The following is a 17,423-nucleotide window of genomic DNA, read 5'->3' as shown; positions in this document are numbered from 1 at the left end:
CAAAAAATTAAATTTCACCCTTGACATTCATTAACGTGGATTATACAATAATGACAATCAAATTAAGAAACGCTTAGAAAAGATGAGTAGTGTTCTAATGACTTTACAGAGAATCACCAGTGCTGAGAGGTGATGAGTCAGCGGCTCACGAAGATGGTCTTGGAGCAAGTTGTGATTGCGAGCTACGGTAAGTAATCCACGGTTGACGACCGATAGCAAGTCTAGGTCTACCATACGGTGTACCTATTGAGGGTGGGGATGTGAGTCCCTACCAAATTAGGGTGGTATCACGTTAATGAATTTCTAACGTCCCTAGGAAAGGCACAGTAGTCTTTCCTAGGGACGTTTTTGCTTTTAACCATCTTCTCATTTTGACGTGAAGGGGAGAATTGAACATGAGTGAAAAATTACAAGCACCATACCATTACGATATTGTCGGCAGTTTCTTACGACCAGCTAAGTTGAAGGAGGCCCGGGCCAAGTACAAGGCAGGTGACATTGACGAGGCCACCTTAAAGGCGGTCACCGACGAATGCATCACCGACCTGATCAATAAGGAAAAGGTGGTGGACCTTCACGCGGTGACCGATGGTGAATTTCGGCGGAGCTGGTGGCACCTCGACTTCCTTTGGGGCCTGAAGGGGGTTGCCAAGTATGACTACCAGAAGAGTTATAAGTTCCACGGCGCCAAGACCCGGACGGACAACGCCGAATTAGCGGGGAAGGTGGCCTACAACCCTGATCACCCATTCTTCGCGGCCTTCCAGTTCGCCCAGCAAGCCGCTGGTGAGGGGACGGTAGTTAAGCAAACCATCCCATCACCAACAATGCTTTTCCGGGATAACCGGTCGGACAACTGGCCAGAGTTTTATGACCAGCGGGCTGACTACCTCGCCGACTTGGCAACGGCCTATAACAAAACCATCAAGCACTTCTACGAGCTGGGTTGCCGCTACCTCCAGATCGACGATACGACCTGGGCCTTCCTCATCAGTAAGCTCAACGAAACCGCTGATCAGGAAGCTGAACATGCCAAGTATGTTCAGCTGGCAGAGGATGCGGTGACCGTTATCAACGGTGCCCTGGCCGACCTGCCGGCAGACCTGACCGTGACGACCCACATCTGTCGGGGGAATTTCAAGTCAACTTTCCTCTTCTCTGGTGGCTACGGGCCGGTGGCCAAGTACCTCGCCCAGCTTAACTACGACGGATTCTTCCTGGAGTATGATTCCGACCGGGCGGGGGACTTCTCACCGCTGGCCACGATTTGGAATAATCGTCCGGATGTCCGGATCGTCTTGGGATTGGTTACTTCAAAGTCAGGAGAACTTGAGGATGAGAAAAAGGTGGTTAAACGAATTCACGAGGCGGCCGAACACGTTCCCTTGGCAAACCTGTGCCTGAGTCCCCAATGTGGGTTCGCATCAACGGAAGAAGGTAATATTTTAACGGAAGATCAAGAATGGGCAAAGTTAAAACTGATTAAGAAGATTGCAGAAGAAGTTTGGGACTAAAGAATTAATTAAAGGAGATCATTATTATGGCTAAAGTTGAAAGTTTTACGTTGGATCACACTAAGGTTAAGGCACCATACGTTCGTTTGATTACGGTTGAAGAAGGGCCAAAGGGCGACAAGATTAGTAACTACGACTTGCGGTTAGTCCAACCAAACGAAAACGCCATCCCAACCGCTGGTTTACACACGATTGAACACCTGCTGGCTGGTTTGCTGCGGGACCGCTTGGACGGGGTCATTGACTGCTCACCATTTGGCTGCCGGACCGGCTTCCACTTGATTACCTGGGGTGAACACTCAACTACCGAAGTTGCCAAGGCCCTGAAGTCATCATTAGAGGAAATTGCCTACAAGACAAAGTGGGAAGACGTTCAGGGAACGACAATCAAGACCTGTGGGAATTACCGTGACCACTCACTATTCTCCGCTAAGGAATGGTCTAAGAAGATTTTGAGCGAGGGAATTTCCGATAAGCCATTTGAACGGCACGTTGTTGACTAGTTGACGAAATAAGAGAGGAAGATTGGCATGCGCAAGAAGAGAAGACGTAAAATTTGGTGGTGGGTGATCGGGATCATCGTTGTCCTGGCGGCAGCGGTCGGCCTCGGCTTTGCCAGCAATAGTGGCCCACTCGGTAATAAGGAGATTACCATTGGGACGATTGGCCCGGACGTCCAGGTTTGGCAGCACATTGCGAAGAGCAAGGAGGCCAAGCAGGCGGGGCTTAAGATCCGGGTTAAGGACTTTACCGACCCGGTTGCTTTGAACAAGGCGACGGCGAACGGCCAGATTGATGTTAATGCCTTCCAGTCCTGGTCCTACCTCCAGGCCTACAATAAGGAAAACAAGAATGGTCAGTTAGCGGCCCTCGGGACCACCTACCTGGAACCAATGGGGATTTACTCCGACCGCTACAAGAAGATTAGTCAGGTTCCGGATGGCGCCACGGTGGCAATCGCCAATAACCCGGCCAACACGGCCCGGGGTCTTCTCCTCTTGCAAAGCGCTGGTTTAATCAAGCTAAAGAAGAGTTTTGGGGCCACGAGCGGGACAAACGAGATTGCCGCTAACCCGAAGCACCTCAAGTTTAAGGAAATCGACGATACAACGGGTCCCCGGGTCCTAAAGTCGACCGACCTGGTCCTGATTGGGAATACGATCGCCTTGACGGGGCACCTAAACGTACTGAAGGATTCTATCTATCACGAAAAGGTGGACCAAAGCACCAAGGACAACATCAACGTCCTGGCAACCGCCGAGAAGAACCGCAACAATGCTCGTTACAAGAAACTGGTAACCCTGTACCACAACCACCAGATTCAACAGTGGATCAACAAGAAGTACCAGGGGACCAAGGTAAATGTTCAAAAACCACTTAGTTATTTAGAAAAGTAGGGTGATTTTAATGAATATTGTCCACTACCTCGAAACAAACTTACTCCGCAAGCAACGGCTGGTTAAAACTCCCGTAGGCCACAAGATTTGGCACTGGTTAAACCAACCAGTTAAATAAACAATTAGCTCTCCATCTGCTGGGGAGCTTTTTTTATGGAGGCGGCTTTAGAAGAGAATATTTACTTTAACTAAACTAAAACACCAACCATTTAAACCAAAAAGCCACGCCCAGAAAAAGGACGTGGTCATTGGCAAAATTAACTAGTTATTCAGTTTGTGCGGCGTCACATATAAAGTCTTTTGGCCGGTGAAAGTAACGAAACCGGGCTTAGCACCGTTTGGCTTGTGGAGGCGCTTGACCGGCAGGTAGTCAACGGGTACGTTGTCGGAATCACGTCCCTTTGAGAAGTAGGCTGCCAGTTGGGCCGCCTCCAGAATGGTCTGATCACTTGGGTGGGTATCACGGATTACAACGTGGGAACCAGGGATGTCCTTGACGTGCAGCCAGATTTCATTCTTGTTGGCGATTTTAAAACTGAGGCGGTCGTTTTGCAGGTTGTTCTTACCGACAAGCACAAGGGTCCCATCGCTCGTGTGGAACTGTTCGGGCTTGCTGACCCGGACCTTGCGCCGCTTCTTGCCCTTCTTCTTGTTCTTGATGTAGCCTTCCTCTTGCAGCTCAAGACGGATTTCCTGAATGTCAGATGGCGAGGCAAGGTCAATCTGATTCTGGATATTTTCAAAGTATTCGATCTCCGCGTTGGTTAGCTTGAGCTGCTCGTCGACGTAGGCTACAGAGCTCTTCAACTTATCGTACTTGGTAAAGTACTTCTGGGCGTTTCGTGATGGGGAAAGCTCCGGGGAGAGGCTGATCTTAAGGGGCTTATTGTCATCGTAGAAGTTAGGAAGGGTGATTTCCTTCATCCCGTGCTTCAACTTACCGAGGTAGGTGGTCAGGATCTCGCCACGGATCCGGTACTTATCCGCTTCGCTGGCGTCTTCAAGCTGTTTATTGAGCTTCTTAACCTTGCGCCGGTCCTTCTTGAGTTCGTTTTTAATGACCTTGATTACTTGCCCGGCCAGTTCTTTGGAACGGTCCTGCTGGGCCTTCTGGGCGTAGTAACTATCGAGCATTTCAGATAGCGTTGAGAAGTGCTGGATGGCGTTTTCGTCAGCCCCGGCTGGTGGGAAGGCCATGAACTGCTTCTTTTTGCCATCAAGGATAACGGGGTCTGGGTTGTCAAAGTGGTGGATAAACTGCTGGTAGGTGGTTGGCAGGTGGTCACTGGCCAGAAGCCGGTTGGCCAGGTCTAAAGACGTATCATGGCCCAACCCCTCATAATGGTCTTGCAGCTGCTTGGCCAGGTCACGGGGGTCAGAAAACTCCCGGACCAGATCACTGTAAAGCTGGTTGGGCAAGTAGGGGTTGGCCTTGTCCTGCTTCGGCGGCATGACAAAGGTGGCACCCGGCAATAGAAGACGAACCCGGTTCTGGTCCGAGCCGACGTGCTTAATGGTATCAATAATCTTGCCTGTCTTATCATTGACCAGGGAAATGTTACTGTGGCGGGCCATGATTTCACTAACTAAGATGAGTTTCTGACTATCCCCGAGCTCATCGCGGGTGTTAAAGGTGAGCCGGATGATCCGGTCGTTACCAACCTGTTCGATCTTTTCCAGGATGGCCCCGTCAAGGTACTTCCGAAGGGTCATCGTGAAGTTAGCGGGGACGGCGGGATTCGTGAACGGGACCGTCGTGATTTGAATCCGGGGGTAGGTCGGGTTCGCAGAAATTAAGAGGGAATAGTTGTGACGCTGGGCCCGAATGGTCATGATTAATTCAGCAGGGTATGGTTGGCTGATCCGGGCCACCCGACCGGTCTTTAAAGTCGTATTCAGTTCGTGTACTATGGCATGGGTGAAGAAGCCATCAAAAGACATTGTAATTACTCCTTTATTTTTTACGTTCATTAAAAGTGCGGTATTAATTATAACGTTTTTACCAGTGAAGCGCCAAAACAAAGCACTCTGGTGGGGGAAACAATAGTTGGTTTATGCCTGCTCTTGTGGTATGCTTCTTATATTATGGATATTTTCTAATATCATTTGCAATTATTCTATTAAATTTATAACGACTTGGAGGAAGATAAGATGAAAATTGCTGTTGTTACGGACAGCACCGCCAACATCACTCCTGAAGAGGCAGCGAAAAACAACATTCACGTTGTGCCAATTCCGTTTTCGATTGATGGGAAAAACTTCCGTGAAGGGGTCGACATTTCAACCGGTGACTTCTACCAGTTGCTGAAGACCTCGAGTTCTTTTCCAAGTACTTCCCAACCATCGATTGGTCAAATGATGGAACTCTACCAGAAACTGGCTGACGACGGCTATGACGCGGCCATCAGTATCTTTTTGACCGGTTCCATTTCCGGCTTCTTGGGCAACGTTGCGCAAATTGCCGAGGAAATGAAGGACACAATCAAGATTATTCCGTTTGACTGTCACATTACCTCTGAACCAATGCACTACATCGTCTTGGAAGCAGCTAAACTGGTCCAAGAACATGAAGACCCAGACGAGGTAATTACTAAGTTAAGGACCCTGAGTGACACGGTCAACGACCTGTTCGTCGTTGATGACCTACAGAACCTGGTCCGGGGCGGCCGTCTTTCTAACGCCTCCGCATTTGTGGGGTCAATCCTGAAGATTAAGCCACTGCTGTCATTCGACAACCCGAACCACTCGATTGAGGCCTTTGAAAAGGTTCGTTCGATGAAGAAGGCCAAGTTGCGCTGTGAGCAGATCTTTAATGAGAAGTTAGCCAAGGTTGACTATCCGGTACGGGGAATGGTTATTCACGCCAATGCTGAAGAGGCCGGACAAAAGTGGCTGGATAAGTTGCAGGCAGAGCACCCCGACATTGACTTCGCGCTGGGCTACTTTGGCCCAGTAATTGGGACTCACCTTGGGCAGGGTGCTTTAGCACTTGCCTGGATGCAAGACACTACTAAGAAGCCCCTGTAATGGATATGAAGAAGAATTGGCTGAAGTATGCGGGGATGATTATCATCGCTGCTATTCTAACCGTTTTGGTGGGGATCGAGAGTTTTCGGATTGTTGCCCCCACGGGGGTGCTAATTGCGCCGTTGGCCGGCTTGATCCCCGTGGCGGTTACCATCGCTATTGGGACCGTTTCTGGAATCATTACGGCCGTCGTTGCCTGTTTAATATTACTGGCGCTGGGTAGTGCGGACTGGTTGATGCTGGTTAACTTTGTCCTCATTACCGCCTTGATCGGCTGGATTATTGGTTGGCAGTTGCCGCTACGGCAGAAGGTCAGCCACCAGCAACTAATCTGGTTAGCACTCGTGGCGGCCATCATGGAGGCGGTCTTGAACCTCATCTTTGTTGGCCTTGTCGGTTGGCGAACGGGTGGTGACTGGTTGGCCTTTATCCGGCTGGACCTGCTGTCCACAATTTTGACGGCATTACTGTACGCCGTTTTAACGGCGCCGCTGGCAATGGCCTTCCGGTGGCTCGCCCGGCAGATTTTACCGGGAAATGACCACCCGGATAATCCACAGGGCCCCGTAGAAATCGACCTAAGTGAACATAATAAAAAGAATAAAGAAAAGGGTGGAAAATAAACTTCCGGCGGCACGGTTGCCGATCCTGGGGAGGTATTTCCCACCTTTTGTTTGGAGGATGAAATGGAAAGTTGGTTATTTTTAGGGGTTGTCTTACTGATCGCCCTGTTCGGAAAAAACATGTCGCTGGTGATTGCGGCGGTGGTTGTGATGGCCCTCAAGCTCCTGCCGATGACTACCAAGTGGTTGCCGGTTATCCAGAGCCGGGGAATTAACTGGGGCGTGACAATCATTTCGGTCGCCATCCTGGTCCCAATCGCGACCGGTCAGATTACCTTTAACGACCTTTTTAAGGCCTTCAAGAACCCGGCCGGATGGATTGCGATTGCGGCGGGAATTGCGGTGGCCATTCTTTCCAAGTACGGCATTAACCAATTGGCCGCGGTGCCCCAGGTAACGGTGGCCCTGGTCTTAGGGACCATCATCGGTGTGGTCGTCTTTAAGGGGGTGGCCGCTGGACCGGTGATTGCCAGTGGGATGACTTACTGCATTATTAGTTTGTTGAATCTGCATTTTTAAAGCGAAACGAAAAAGCATCAGGGTACTCCTAGTGACTAGTCGGGAGCGCTCTGATGCTTTTTAGCTTCTTTAACATTTATTATCCCATTCGTTATGGAATTCGGCGAGAAAGCCTTTCAAGACGGCCTGGCGGTGGACCGCAATCTGCTTTGCTGTTGGGGTCTGTAGCATCCCCGCCAGCTTGAGAATCTTCTCGGAGAAGTGGTTAATGATTGTCTCGTCATCAAGGTTCCGGTATTCCTCATGGGACATGTTTTCCCGCGGCTTGATCCGGGGGTCGTAAATCTTTTCATGGTGGGCACCACCGTAGTAGATGGCCCGGATAATGCCGATTGCCCCGATTGCATCTAGCCAGTCAGCATCACGGACGATTTGACCAATCTTACTGAGGTGGACCTCACCCTTATCGAGGGTGTGGGCAAAGGAGATATTGGCAATGACGTCCATGATGGTGAAGATATCGTTGGCTTCGAAACCGTTCTGTTCCAAGTAGGTCCACAGTTCTTCCTTGGCTTCATCAACGCTTGCCACCAGCTTTTCGTCAATCGTGTCGTGGAGGTAAGCGGCAGCAACGGGAAGGAAGGGGTCGACCCCTTCGCCCAGGGCAATCTTCTTGGCCATCTTAACGACCCGGTTGATATGGTCCATCCCATGGCCGGTACTATCTTCGCCGAGCTTGTCAATCGTGTACCGCTTAACCGCAGCAATTTGTTGTTCGTGCGTCATTCTCTGATACTCCTTCAGTTAGTTAATGCTTTAAGACTAACGGATTTTCCTGACTAGGGCAAGCCTCTTCTTGCTATAATTGTAATTATTAAGGAGGACCCACCATGAATTTACTTTTTTCGATTGACGACCGTTTTGCCCGCCAGCTGGAAACCGTCTTGCTGTCAATCAGCTTAAACACCCAGGCGACAAAGATTGATGTGTACGTCTTGCAGAAAAGGAAGCTTGAAAAGGGTGCCGAGATCGACCACCTTTGTCAGCTCCTGGGGATGACCTACCACCCGGTGCTGGTTGACGAGGGGCTCTTTGTCGACGCGCCGGTGACGGACCGCTACCCGACCACCATCTACTACCGCCTGTTGGCCCACCAACTGCTCCCCGCAACCGTCCACAAGATCCTGTACCTGGACGCTGATACGCTCTGCATTAATAACCTTGACCAGTTTTACCGCCTGGACCTGACCAACTACCTCTATGCATCGGCAATTCATACGGGCTTAACCAACACCACCGATGTGATTAACAAGATTCGCCTGCAAAACTTCGATGCGGACGGTTACTACAACTCCGGCGTCCTGCTAATGAACCTCGATAATATCCGGCAACGGGTCCGGGCAACGGACATCTTTGATTACATTCGTAAGCATATCCTCCTCTTACCGGACCAGGACGTCTTAAACGCCTTGTATGGCAAGTACATCAAGTCGGTCCCTGATGAAAAGTATAACTATGACACCCGCAACGGGCGGACGTACGAGCTCATCAGCTTCGGGGAGTGGGACCTCAACTGGGTAATTGAAAACACGGTAATCCTCCACTACTGTGGGCGCGAAAAACCATGGCTAAAGAGTACACGGCACGGCCGTTTCACCGACCTTTACAAGCATTATGACCACCTGACCCAGCGCATTATCAAGGGCCAAATTGCCCTATAAAATAAGCCGGTCACCGCAAAGAAAGCTCTGGTCAAACTTGGTAGCGGGGTGAAAGTACTGCTTGCCGAACTCATCGATAAGGCCGTGGAAGTCCTGGGCCATGGCGACCGACTGGTAATTACTGAGATTGGGCACCCCGAGCCTGGTAAACAAGGTCCGGGCGTACTTATCAGCGATAAAGGTGGGGTCGTCGAAAATGTAGGTGCGCAGGACGTCCGCTGTCTCGTCCCCGACGCCGTGCAGTTTTAACAGGGTGCCCCGGAGGTTAGTGCCAAGGCTTTGGTGGATCCGGGAGTAGTCGAAGTTGAACTGGGCGAGCCAGGAAAAAACGGCAGCCACCGCCTTGCTCTTATTCTTATAGAAGCCAGCCGGGCGCACCAAACGCTGGATCTCAGTCATTGGTAAATTGGTTATTTTTTCCGGATCAAACCCCGTTTTTTGCTGGAAATTAGCAACCGCCTTGTCGGCATTCTGCCAGTTAGTGTTTTGAATCATCAGGGCCCCAATGATGATTTCTTCCTTTGAATCAGCTGGCCACCAGCCAGAAGGGCCCATCTTCCGGTGCATCTTTTGGTAAAGGCTTAATAAGGTTAGTTCCATCAGTGCCGCCTACTTTTCCCAGAAGAATTTGATGAGGACCCGGTTTACCTGGGGGTTATGGTGGAGGAGCTCATGGGAAGCATTGGGCCCGGTAATCTTAACTTCCTTGTAGGATGCTGTCCGGCCGTTGATCAGGTAGCGGAGGGTCCGACTAGAGTTGTTGCTGACCTGGCTGTCGTTGCCATTCCCGAGGTCCCCGTAGAGGTTGAGAACCTTGATTTGCTTGGGGTAGGTGCGTCGCAGGGGGAGGAGTTTCTTAAAGGAGGCGTTTTCCTTGGACGGTTTGCCCGTCTTCGGGTTGATTGTCAGGTTGGCGGGTTCGTTCCAGTCCATTGCCCCGTCAAAGGTTCCGGCCATTGCGGCCTGCTTTTGAATCTGGGGAAGGTGACGGTTCTGCCCGTTATGGAGGAGGTAGTACATCACGGCGAGGTTGCCCATTGAGTGGGCCTCGATGTTAATCTTCTTGAAATGGTAACGGTCCTGGAGCTTGACAATAACGTTTTTGACCCACTGCCCCTGCATGGTATAGTCGGTGTTGCGGCTGTTTTCAAAGTTCACCATGACAAGGGGGTTCACTGCATTGTGGGGGATATTGCCCAGCAGGGTGACCTTACCATCAGCATCGACCTCCGCGGTGATACTGGTTTTGCTGACCCCGGCCTGCTTAATGCCGTCGACCATGAACTGTTCGGCATGGGCGCCGCTGTTGTAGCCATGGAAGAAAATCGTTGGCGTTGTTGACTGAACGTACTTCGCCGCGTGGGCAGGAAGGGCCCAAATAAGGGTACAGAAGATTACTAAGAGTGGTAGCCAAAATTTACGACGAAAAATCATTTTATAAACTCCTTTTAAATTGAATGTTAATCGCTTGGCAAATAAGGCCAAAGTGTGATAAAGTTTTTTAGTCGGAATAAATTAAAATCATTCCAGAATAACGAGAAGGGAAGGTACGAACGATGAAATTAAAGAAAGCCACCATGGAAGACTACGACCAAATCATGGATATCTTAAAGGACGGCAGCAACCAATTGGCCGAACAAGGAATTGACCAATGGCAAGGCGATTACCCAAACGCAGACGTGGTAAAGAAGGACATCGAAAACGGTTGGGCAATTCTTGCGCAGTCTGACGATGACCAAACAGTTGGTTACGTTGCCGTTGTTGACGGACCAGACGAATCTTACGCTAAGATGAAGGGTAAGTGGCTCATCGATACCGATAAGTACGTGGTCCTTCACCGGGTTGCTGTGCACTCCAAACACACCGGTCACGGGTACGCTTCAAAGCTCTTCGTTTCTGTCCTGGACTACATCAAGGAACACCGGACAGATATTGAAACCATCCGGATTGATACCCACATTGATAACAAGATCATGCAACACTTGATTACCAAGCATGGCTTCAAGAAGGTCGGCGAAGTTTATGGTTACTACCGTCCTGACGAAGTGCTATACGTTTACGCACAATTAACTAAATAATTGTTATAGGGGGACCTGCTAGTGATGACTCATAGCGGGGCCCTTTTTTAGTTACTCCGTTCGGTCACGAACTGGAGGAAGCGCTCGGCCGCCGGGGCCAGCATGTTGTTTTTGCGCCAGATCAGGAGGTGGCCAGTTTCCTTCTTCGGGGTGAAGGGGATAAAGGCGATTTCGGGGTCCGCACTCAAGGCCTGGATCCCCTTAATGCCAATTGCGTAATAGTTACCGGACCGGATCAACTCAATCGTGTTGCTGGGGAGGTTGTTGGTCACCATCCAGTTGAGCTTCGTCTGGTCGAGCTTTAAGATATCACTGACCTCGTCCCGGACGATGTTGCGGTGGGGGAGGATCAACGGCAGCTTATAAAGGTCATTCTTGCTGATGGCGGTTCTTTGCGCCAGGGAATCATCACTGCGCATCAAGAGACCCCACTGCTCCTTAATGGGGAGGACGACGTAGTTATACTTGGCCGCCTCGACGGGCTCAATCAGGCAGGCTAGGTCGAGCCGGCCCTCATCAATTTGGCGACGGAGGGCGTCACCGTCACCATCGAAAATATTAAAGCGAACCCCCGGATACTCCTTTTGAAAGTCGTTTACCATCTTCATCATGAAGGGGGAAACGAGGGAGACAACGCAACCCAGGTTAACGGACCCCACCAATTCCTTTTCCTGCTGGTGGAGGTCATCTTTGGTTTGGTCGACCAGCTGGAGGAGGGTGGTTGCCCGCTGTTGAAATAGGACGCCAGCCTTCGTTAACTGGAGCTGACGCTGGGTCCGGTCGAAGAGGGCGACGTCGAGTTCTTTTTCTAACTCCATGATTTGCCGTGAGAGGGTTGGCTGGGTGATGTGCAGCTGCTTGGCGGCTTTCGTGATATTATTAGTATTAGCAACGGTTAAAAAGTACTTTAAAACGCGGGTATCCATTTAGTGGGGCCTCCAATTCTTAATAAATTAATTATACAACAAGGGGCGATTTATGATGGCACAGCAAGCATTAATCCTTTACTATTCTCAATTTGGTAATACAGCCCGGTTAGCCAGTCAAATTCATGAAATGACGGGCGCTGATATCCTCCAGGTTAAGGTGGCGGACCAGACTTTCCCCCAGGACATGGAGGCGACGGATTCAATTTACAAGAAGCAGCGGCAGACCAACCGCCTTCCGGAAATCACCACCAAGCTTCCTGACCTGTCTTACTATGATGATATTCTGGTGGGTGGACCGGTCTGGGATGGGCAGATTGCCTCACCGGTGATGGCACTGTTGACCAAGCTGCAGGGCTACCAGGGGAAGGTGGCACCATTCTCAACGGGGTGGAGTGATACGGGTAACTACCAGCAGGACTTCATCGCCCATGCCGGGAAGCTAACGGTCCTGGACGGCTACCATGTTCTGACCCATGCCAAACCAGCATATTCTCCCGCCAGCCTGATGTCATGGCTCCGTAAATTATAATACAATTTGAGCATTAGCCATTAATTAAAATAAGTATTTCACATTAATGCCGTGAGCGTCTAAAGTAAAGTTAACAACTTTAAGGAGGCCTTCACATGGCAAAGAATGAAGAAGCAGTGAAAAATGACATGTTTGGTTTTGGTGACAAGAACGTTGCCTATGCCAAGTATTTTATCGGGACTAGTTATTTAAATGGCTTAGTTTCACCAGACGATAACATCGATATTAACGTGTCGAATATCAATTTCGAACCGGGTTGCCGGAACGACTGGCACATCCACCACGACGGCTTCCAGATTCTGCTGGTCACGGCGGGCGAAGGCTGGTACCAAGAAGAGGGTAAGCCCGCCCAACTGCTGAATCCCGGTGATGTGGTCGCAATCCACGAAGGAGTCAAGCACTGGCACGGTGCTACTAAGGACTCCTGGTTCTCCCACATTGCAATCACAAAGGGGACCAGTGAATGGTGCGAAAAGGTTGACGATGATTACTACAACAAGTTGAGTAAGTAGGAGGAGATAACGATGGCTAAAAAACAAACAGCAGGTCGTGACCAACTGGGTGACTTTGCACCCAAGTTTGCGGAATTAAACGATGACGTTCTCTTCGGCCAAGTATGGTCCCGGGAAAAGGAATTAAAGCCGCGTGACCGGAGTATGATTACGGTCACGGCCCTGATTACTAAGGGGGCTTTTGCCCAGCTGCCATACCACATGCAGGCGGCTAAGGACAATGGCGTTACCAAGGAAGAGATTGTGGAGGTCATCACCCAACTGGCCTTCTACGTTGGCTGGCCGAATGCCTGGTCTGCCTTTAACATTGCCAAGAAGGTTTGGGGCGCTGAAAAGTAACCCACATCGATTAAAAAGTGTTAGGTAGACTTTATTTACCTAGTGCTTTTGTTGTTAACAGGCTGTAAAAAGAGTACATTAGTAGTGTTAGCCTAAAATAGGGAGTGAAGAATGGATGAGTTATCATATCCGGCATTGCTGGCTAATACTATTGGTGTTTGCACTGGGTATAACCCTGCCGTGGATAACAGCGGCCGCTAGTAATAATCACATGCGACAGCCGATTAGTTGGGTCAAGTCTTCCGAGACAGTTCCCTATCCCGAGCTGAATGGTCGACCCAACCTCTGGGTGAAGGTTAGCCTGAAGGGCAACCGCACCTACATCTATAGCGGAAAGAAGCTCTTGTACACGATGTACAGCTCGGCGGGGGCTTACCAAAAGGATCCCCAGACGCACAAGATGGTTAGTGCTACGCCAACGGGGACCTTTACCACTTCCAATATCCGGATGGACCGGGTTTATAATCCGAACTTGCGGCTAGGGGCCAACTATTGCCTGTCGTGGAACGGGAACTACATGTTCCATTCGGTTGTCACGACAGCGGACCAACACCACTACATCAAATGTCTGGCAAAGCAACAGGGGAAGCATCCTAGCTCACCCGGCTGTGTCTGCCTGTCAATTGATGATGCCAAGTGGATTGAACATGACCTGCCGACCGGGACTAAAGTCGTGGTGGCCGATAATTAGGATGAAATAAGCATCGGTGCGGAACCGGTGCCTTTTTTATGCGGAAAAGTATGACGAACAATGTTCTCTTTACAGCGATGAAAGTTCGCTATAAACTATAATAAACAATATAAAGAGGGTATTTCGATGGCAGAATTAACAATTCGCGGAACATACTTCACCGCAACTGATCCTAACAACGTTCAAGCAGTTAAGGACGCCCTGATTATGATTGACCAGGATGGGGCCATTCAACGAATCCTCCAGCCAAGTGATCAGGAGTACGCTGGCCAGCTGCAAAGCGCCCGGCAGGCTGGCCGGCTTCTGGAGCTGGGTAGCGACCAATACATCTTACCGGGCTTCATTGACCTCCACGTACACGCGCCCCAGTGACCACAGGCAGGACTAGCCCTTGACCGTCCCCTGGCTGAGTGGCTTAACCACTATACTTTTCCCCTGGAAACTAAGTTCAGCGACCCCGCCTATGCCCAGCGGGTCTATCACGACTTTGTTCACACCCTGCTGGCCAACGGGACCACGGCCGCAATGATGTTTGGGACAATTCACTTCACCGCGAATATGACCCTCGCTAAAGAAGCCGTTAGTCAAGGATTACGCGGTTTTATTGGTCAGGTGGTAATGGATAATCCGGACCAGACGCCTGATTATTACCGCAATCCATCGGCTAAAGCCGCATTACAGTCAACGGAAAAGTTTATCCAAGCGGTTCTGAAGATGCAAAGGCAGACCAGGCAGACGATTACCCCAGTGATTACACCGCGTTTTGTGCCCAGCTGTACCGATGAAGCATTGGTTGGCCTGAGCCAGCTCGCCCACCAGTATGATCTACCGGTCCAGTCCCACCTTAGTGAAAGCAACTGGGAGCACGGCTACGCAATCGAGCGCTTCGGTCAGCACGACACGACCGTGATGGACCACTTCGGTCTCCTTACTGACCGGGCCGTCATGGCTCACGGAACCCAGTTGACTCCCGGTGACTGGCAGGTCCTACGAGAAAGAAGGACGGCGATTGCCCACTGCCCAATTTCGAATATCTACTTTGGCAACGGAGTCCTTCCAGTTAAGCAGATGCTAAAGCTGGGCAATAAACTGGGCCTGGGCTCTGACATCTCCGGTGGGTACACCCCAAGTCTTTACCACAATGCCCGGCAAGCAGTAAAGTCGTCACAGCAGTTGACCGATGGGGTTGATAACCACCTGCCAGCTGAGCATCGGGGTGTCCCAGAATCCCGGATCACAATGGCCAACGCCTTCTACCTGGCGACCCGAGGTGGTGCCCAGGCCCTGCACTTAAAGGCGGGCGTAATTCAGGAAGGCTACGCCGCCGACCTGCAGGTTGTCCGGATGCACCGTGCACTGATGCCTCTGACGACAGCGGATATTTTCCAACGCTTGATGTACCAGACGGAACAAACAGACATCTGTCACGTCTTCGTGGGTGGCAGGGAAGTATACCAGGCGTGAAGCAATCACGACACCAAAAGCAGTAAAAAGCCCTCAGCAAGACCACAACCTTGCTGAGGACTTTCTTGTTTGTCACACTCGCCAAAATTATCTTAAACTCACTTCAACATCAATTTGGGCCCATCATTGCCAATTAGGGTCATGGCAGAGTCCTTGGCCATAAAGCAGGAGTCAAGGTCAATGAACTTGACGTTTTGGTGGCCCAGTGCGAAAGCCAGTCCAGCGGCGAGACCGACTTGAGATTCAATCATGCAGCCAACCATGCAGCCAATCCCCGCCGTGGCACAGAGGTCGTTGATCTTGGCTGCCTGAAAGAGGCCCCCACACTTCATCAGCTTAATGTTGACATAGTCGGCGGCGTCAGCACGGATCACCTTGAGCGCGTCGGCTGGTGAAAAGACGCTTTCGTCTAACATAATGGGGATCGTCGTCTGCATCCGCAAACGGGCCGTCTCCGCAATCCGGTCGGCGGCCAGTGGCTGTTCAACGAAGGCGATGTTGAGGTCCCGTTCTTCTAGCATGGCCAGGGCCCGCCGCGCTTGCTTGTAACTCCATCCTTGGTTAACATCCAGGCGGAGAGAAATTTTGGGCCCGACCGCTGCGGCAATTTCGGTCACGGTGGCGACGTCTTCGGTCACGGGACTGTTGCCGATTTTGATTTTTAGCGCTGTAAAGCCTTCAGCAACCAGTTCGCGGGCTGAAGCGATCATTTGCTTTTGACTACCGATACTAATCGTGTAATCAGTCTCCATCGCTTCCTTGGCACCACCGAGAAGGGCGGGGAGGGGCATTTTAGTGACCTGACTCAGGAGGTCATAAATGGCCATGTCGAAGGCCGCCTTGGCTGGTTCATTGTAGCGAATTACGCTTGCCAGGTCGTTCATCAACTCTTCCAAGTGGTTGAGCGATTTGCCGACCAGTTGGGGCCCGATTACGGAATCCATTGCCTCCTTCAAAGAACTCATCGTGTCACCAGTTACCTTTTCATTGGGGGTGGCGGCACCCGTTCCGGTTAGACCGTTGGCCAGGGTCAGCTTCACCTGGACCGCGTGGATCGCCGTTACCTTGTGCAGGTGGGTAACAAAGGGACGCTTTAGGGGTTCATCAATGACTGCGGTTTTAAAATTTTTGATTACTAGTTGGTCTGTCATTTTATCAAGTCGATTCTTTTTGGAATATCATAATCATATCACGCCTTAGGAGAAATGGTATACTTACTGATAGGAAAGAGGGATGTTAATTTGGAAAAGACAGTAAAACTAAACAATGGCGTTGAGATGCCGCAGATTGGAATGGGCGTTTGGAAAACCAACCCGGATGATACCGCCGCTTTGGTAAGGACCGCTGCCGCCAATGGTTATACCCTGTTTGATACTGCCAAACAGTATGGTAACGAAAGTGGCGTTGGTCAGGGATTGCAAGAGGCGATTAAGGAGACAGGAAAGAAGCGTGGTGACTTCTTCCTAACCACTAAGATCTTTAACGGTGACCAGGGTGACTATGACAAGCTGCGGTCGGCCTTCAACCAGCAACTTCGGGACCTGCAGACCGATTACGTCGACTTGCTCCTTCTCCACTGGCCAGTTTTCGATAAGTACAACGAATCCTGGCGCGCCTTGGAAGGGATTCTAAAGGATGGTCAGGCAAGGGCAATCGGGGTTTGCAACTTTGATGTGGACCACCTGACTGACCTGATGGATCACGCCCAGGTAATGCCGGCGGTCAACCAGATCGAGTTTAACCCCTTTATTCACCAACCCGACACGGTGGCCTTCTGTCAGGGAAATAAAATCCAGCTCGAGGCCTGGTCACCACTGGGGAATGGTCGGGCCCTGGCTAACCCGGTAATAAACCGGATTGCTAAGGAAAAGGGTAAGAATCCGGCCCAGGTTATCTTGCGGTGGGAACTGCAACAGGGCTTCGTGATTATCCCTAAGTCCAGCCATGCGGAACGGATGCGGGCTAACCGTGACCTTGATGACTTCACCCTGACGGCGGACGAGATGGAAGCAATTGCGGAATTAGACGAAGAGAAGCACTCCATTTGGTATGACAAGTACAAGTGGTCAGGCAATCCAAACGGGGTTGACGACTACATTGCTAAACCGAACGAATTCTAAAGAAAATCGGCTAACGAAAG

Annotated in this window: 19 protein-coding genes, 1 pseudogene and 1 other annotated feature; of the genes and pseudogenes, 14 read left to right on the top strand and 6 right to left on the bottom strand. The window is 50.7% G+C overall.

Annotation, left to right across the window (positions count from 1 at the left end; genetic code table 11):
* Window positions 1-65: 65 nt before the first annotated feature.
* Window positions 66-317 (top strand) — a binding site (T-box leader).
* A gap of 78 nt (window positions 318-395) precedes the next feature.
* From QOS01_RS02630 to QOS01_RS02620, 3 genes are read left to right on the top strand one after another with little or no spacing between them, the layout of a single operon-like run.
* A complete protein-coding gene (locus tag QOS01_RS02630) occupies window positions 396-1,514 on the top strand; it encodes a vitamin B12 independent methionine synthase (protein ID WP_283620983.1) in 1,119 nt (372 codons plus the stop codon).
* Window positions 1,515-1,540: 26 nt separating this feature from the next.
* Complete coding sequence (locus tag QOS01_RS02625) at window positions 1,541-2,017, top strand: S-ribosylhomocysteine lyase (protein ID WP_047767155.1); 477 nt, start codon at window positions 1,541-1,543, stop codon at window positions 2,015-2,017.
* 27 nt (window positions 2,018-2,044) lie between these two features.
* Window positions 2,045-2,911, top strand: coding sequence for a MetQ/NlpA family ABC transporter substrate-binding protein (locus QOS01_RS02620; RefSeq protein WP_283620982.1), 867 nt, complete (start codon window positions 2,045-2,047; stop codon window positions 2,909-2,911).
* 261 nt (window positions 2,912-3,172) lie between these two features.
* Here QOS01_RS02620 and QOS01_RS02615 read toward each other — a convergent pair whose 3' ends face one another.
* Window positions 3,173-4,852 (bottom strand): NFACT RNA binding domain-containing protein, encoded by a 1,680-nt coding sequence (locus QOS01_RS02615; protein WP_283620981.1) that lies wholly within the window; start codon window positions 4,850-4,852, stop codon window positions 3,173-3,175.
* Between the two features lie 210 nt (window positions 4,853-5,062).
* On the opposite strand from QOS01_RS02615, the gene QOS01_RS02610 reads away from it, so the two are divergent.
* From QOS01_RS02610 to QOS01_RS02600, 3 genes are all read left to right on the top strand, one after another.
* Entirely contained in the window at window positions 5,063-5,938 is an 876-nt protein-coding gene (locus tag QOS01_RS02610) for a DegV family protein (RefSeq protein ID WP_283620980.1), read from the top strand.
* Window positions 5,938-6,561, top strand: coding sequence for a hypothetical protein (locus QOS01_RS02605; protein WP_283620979.1), 624 nt, complete (start codon window positions 5,938-5,940; stop codon window positions 6,559-6,561). Before QOS01_RS02610 ends, QOS01_RS02605 begins: the two co-directional genes overlap by 1 nt.
* Before the next feature lie 63 nt (window positions 6,562-6,624).
* Window positions 6,625-7,080: a DUF441 domain-containing protein gene (locus QOS01_RS02600; RefSeq protein WP_283620978.1), complete on the top strand. Its 456-nt coding sequence runs from the start codon at window positions 6,625-6,627 to the stop codon at window positions 7,078-7,080.
* A 69-nt stretch (window positions 7,081-7,149) separates the two neighbouring features.
* Here the strand turns inward: QOS01_RS02600 and QOS01_RS02595 are convergent, their stop codons facing one another.
* Window positions 7,150-7,806: an HD domain-containing protein gene (locus tag QOS01_RS02595; protein ID WP_283620977.1), complete on the bottom strand. Its 657-nt coding sequence runs from the start codon at window positions 7,804-7,806 to the stop codon at window positions 7,150-7,152.
* Window positions 7,807-7,910: 104 nt separating this feature from the next.
* Here QOS01_RS02595 and QOS01_RS02590 point away from each other — a divergent pair, with 104 nt between their 5' ends.
* Window positions 7,911-8,741: a glycosyltransferase family 8 protein gene (locus QOS01_RS02590; RefSeq protein WP_283620976.1), complete on the top strand. Its 831-nt coding sequence runs from the start codon at window positions 7,911-7,913 to the stop codon at window positions 8,739-8,741.
* On the opposite strand, the gene QOS01_RS02585 is transcribed toward QOS01_RS02590, so the two are convergent.
* Window positions 8,736-9,341 carry an endonuclease III domain-containing protein gene (locus tag QOS01_RS02585; RefSeq protein ID WP_283620975.1) on the bottom strand — a complete coding sequence of 202 codons (606 nt, stop codon included), beginning with the start codon at window positions 9,339-9,341 and terminating at the stop codon, window positions 8,736-8,738. The two genes, QOS01_RS02590 and QOS01_RS02585, sit on opposite strands and share 6 nt — an antisense overlap.
* A gap of 9 nt (window positions 9,342-9,350) precedes the next feature.
* A complete protein-coding gene (locus tag QOS01_RS02580) occupies window positions 9,351-10,172 on the bottom strand; it encodes an alpha/beta hydrolase (RefSeq protein ID WP_283621012.1) in 822 nt (273 codons plus the stop codon).
* A 125-nt stretch (window positions 10,173-10,297) separates the two neighbouring features.
* Here QOS01_RS02580 and QOS01_RS02575 point away from each other — a divergent pair, with 125 nt between their 5' ends.
* Complete coding sequence (locus QOS01_RS02575) at window positions 10,298-10,819, top strand: GNAT family N-acetyltransferase (protein ID WP_283620974.1); 522 nt, start codon at window positions 10,298-10,300, stop codon at window positions 10,817-10,819.
* 47 nt (window positions 10,820-10,866) lie between these two features.
* On the opposite strand, the gene QOS01_RS02570 is transcribed toward QOS01_RS02575, so the two are convergent.
* A complete protein-coding gene (locus QOS01_RS02570) occupies window positions 10,867-11,745 on the bottom strand; it encodes a LysR family transcriptional regulator (RefSeq protein WP_283620973.1) in 879 nt (292 codons plus the stop codon).
* 55 nt (window positions 11,746-11,800) lie between these two features.
* On the opposite strand from QOS01_RS02570, the gene QOS01_RS02565 reads away from it, so the two are divergent.
* The 5 genes and pseudogenes from QOS01_RS02565 (at window position 11,801) to guaD (ending at window position 15,283) form a co-directional block, all read left to right on the top strand.
* Window positions 11,801-12,277, top strand: a complete 477-nt coding sequence (locus tag QOS01_RS02565; RefSeq protein WP_283620972.1) for a flavodoxin family protein — start codon at window positions 11,801-11,803, stop codon at window positions 12,275-12,277.
* 95 nt (window positions 12,278-12,372) lie between these two features.
* Entirely contained in the window at window positions 12,373-12,789 is a 417-nt protein-coding gene (locus QOS01_RS02560) for a cupin domain-containing protein (protein ID WP_283620971.1), read from the top strand.
* A gap of 12 nt (window positions 12,790-12,801) precedes the next feature.
* Window positions 12,802-13,128 (top strand): carboxymuconolactone decarboxylase family protein, encoded by a 327-nt coding sequence (locus QOS01_RS02555; protein WP_283620970.1) that lies wholly within the window; start codon window positions 12,802-12,804, stop codon window positions 13,126-13,128.
* Window positions 13,129-13,243: 115 nt separating this feature from the next.
* Entirely contained in the window at window positions 13,244-13,819 is a 576-nt protein-coding gene (locus QOS01_RS02550; RefSeq protein WP_283620969.1) for a L,D-transpeptidase, read from the top strand.
* Between the two features lie 126 nt (window positions 13,820-13,945).
* Window positions 13,946-15,283: pseudogene (guaD, locus tag QOS01_RS02545) on the top strand (guanine deaminase).
* A gap of 98 nt (window positions 15,284-15,381) precedes the next feature.
* Here the strand turns inward: guaD and QOS01_RS02540 are convergent.
* Entirely contained in the window at window positions 15,382-16,434 is a 1,053-nt protein-coding gene (locus QOS01_RS02540) for a dipeptide epimerase (RefSeq protein ID WP_283620968.1), read from the bottom strand.
* A 54-nt stretch (window positions 16,435-16,488) separates the two neighbouring features.
* Here QOS01_RS02540 and QOS01_RS02535 point away from each other — a divergent pair, with 54 nt between their 5' ends.
* Entirely contained in the window at window positions 16,489-17,403 is a 915-nt protein-coding gene (locus tag QOS01_RS02535; RefSeq protein WP_283620967.1) for an aldo/keto reductase, read from the top strand.
* Window positions 17,404-17,423 lie beyond the last annotated feature (20 nt).

The organism is Limosilactobacillus avium (assembly GCF_947381485.1).
GTDB classification, from domain to species: domain Bacteria; phylum Bacillota; class Bacilli; order Lactobacillales; family Lactobacillaceae; genus Limosilactobacillus; species Limosilactobacillus avium.
The sequence above is the reverse complement of the archived record's forward strand: the minus strand, read 5'-3'. Positions and strand labels throughout refer to the sequence as shown.

Coding starts and splice junctions, on each gene's coding strand:
- QOS01_RS02605 (WP_283620979.1), top strand. CDS start 5,938: ATGGATATGAAGAAGAATTGGCTGAAGTATGCGGGGATGATTATCATC.
- QOS01_RS02620 (WP_283620982.1), top strand. CDS start 2,045: ATGCGCAAGAAGAGAAGACGTAAAATTTGGTGGTGGGTGATCGGGATC.
- QOS01_RS02625 (WP_047767155.1), top strand. CDS start 1,541: ATGGCTAAAGTTGAAAGTTTTACGTTGGATCACACTAAGGTTAAGGCA.
- QOS01_RS02535 (WP_283620967.1), top strand. CDS start 16,489: ATGGTATACTTACTGATAGGAAAGAGGGATGTTAATTTGGAAAAGACA.
- QOS01_RS02610 (WP_283620980.1), top strand. CDS start 5,063: ATGAAAATTGCTGTTGTTACGGACAGCACCGCCAACATCACTCCTGAA.
- QOS01_RS02565 (WP_283620972.1), top strand. CDS start 11,801: ATGGCACAGCAAGCATTAATCCTTTACTATTCTCAATTTGGTAATACA.
- QOS01_RS02630 (WP_283620983.1), top strand. CDS start 396: ATGAGTGAAAAATTACAAGCACCATACCATTACGATATTGTCGGCAGT.
- QOS01_RS02555 (WP_283620970.1), top strand. CDS start 12,802: ATGGCTAAAAAACAAACAGCAGGTCGTGACCAACTGGGTGACTTTGCA.
- QOS01_RS02550 (WP_283620969.1), top strand. CDS start 13,244: ATGAGTTATCATATCCGGCATTGCTGGCTAATACTATTGGTGTTTGCA.
- QOS01_RS02590 (WP_283620976.1), top strand. CDS start 7,911: ATGAATTTACTTTTTTCGATTGACGACCGTTTTGCCCGCCAGCTGGAA.
- QOS01_RS02585 (WP_283620975.1), bottom strand. CDS start 9,341: ATGGAACTAACCTTATTAAGCCTTTACCAAAAGATGCACCGGAAGATG.
- QOS01_RS02595 (WP_283620977.1), bottom strand. CDS start 7,806: ATGACGCACGAACAACAAATTGCTGCGGTTAAGCGGTACACGATTGAC.
- QOS01_RS02560 (WP_283620971.1), top strand. CDS start 12,373: ATGGCAAAGAATGAAGAAGCAGTGAAAAATGACATGTTTGGTTTTGGT.
- QOS01_RS02570 (WP_283620973.1), bottom strand. CDS start 11,745: ATGGATACCCGCGTTTTAAAGTACTTTTTAACCGTTGCTAATACTAAT.
- QOS01_RS02615 (WP_283620981.1), bottom strand. CDS start 4,852: ATGTCTTTTGATGGCTTCTTCACCCATGCCATAGTACACGAACTGAAT.
- QOS01_RS02540 (WP_283620968.1), bottom strand. CDS start 16,434: ATGACAGACCAACTAGTAATCAAAAATTTTAAAACCGCAGTCATTGAT.
- QOS01_RS02575 (WP_283620974.1), top strand. CDS start 10,298: ATGAAATTAAAGAAAGCCACCATGGAAGACTACGACCAAATCATGGAT.
- QOS01_RS02600 (WP_283620978.1), top strand. CDS start 6,625: ATGGAAAGTTGGTTATTTTTAGGGGTTGTCTTACTGATCGCCCTGTTC.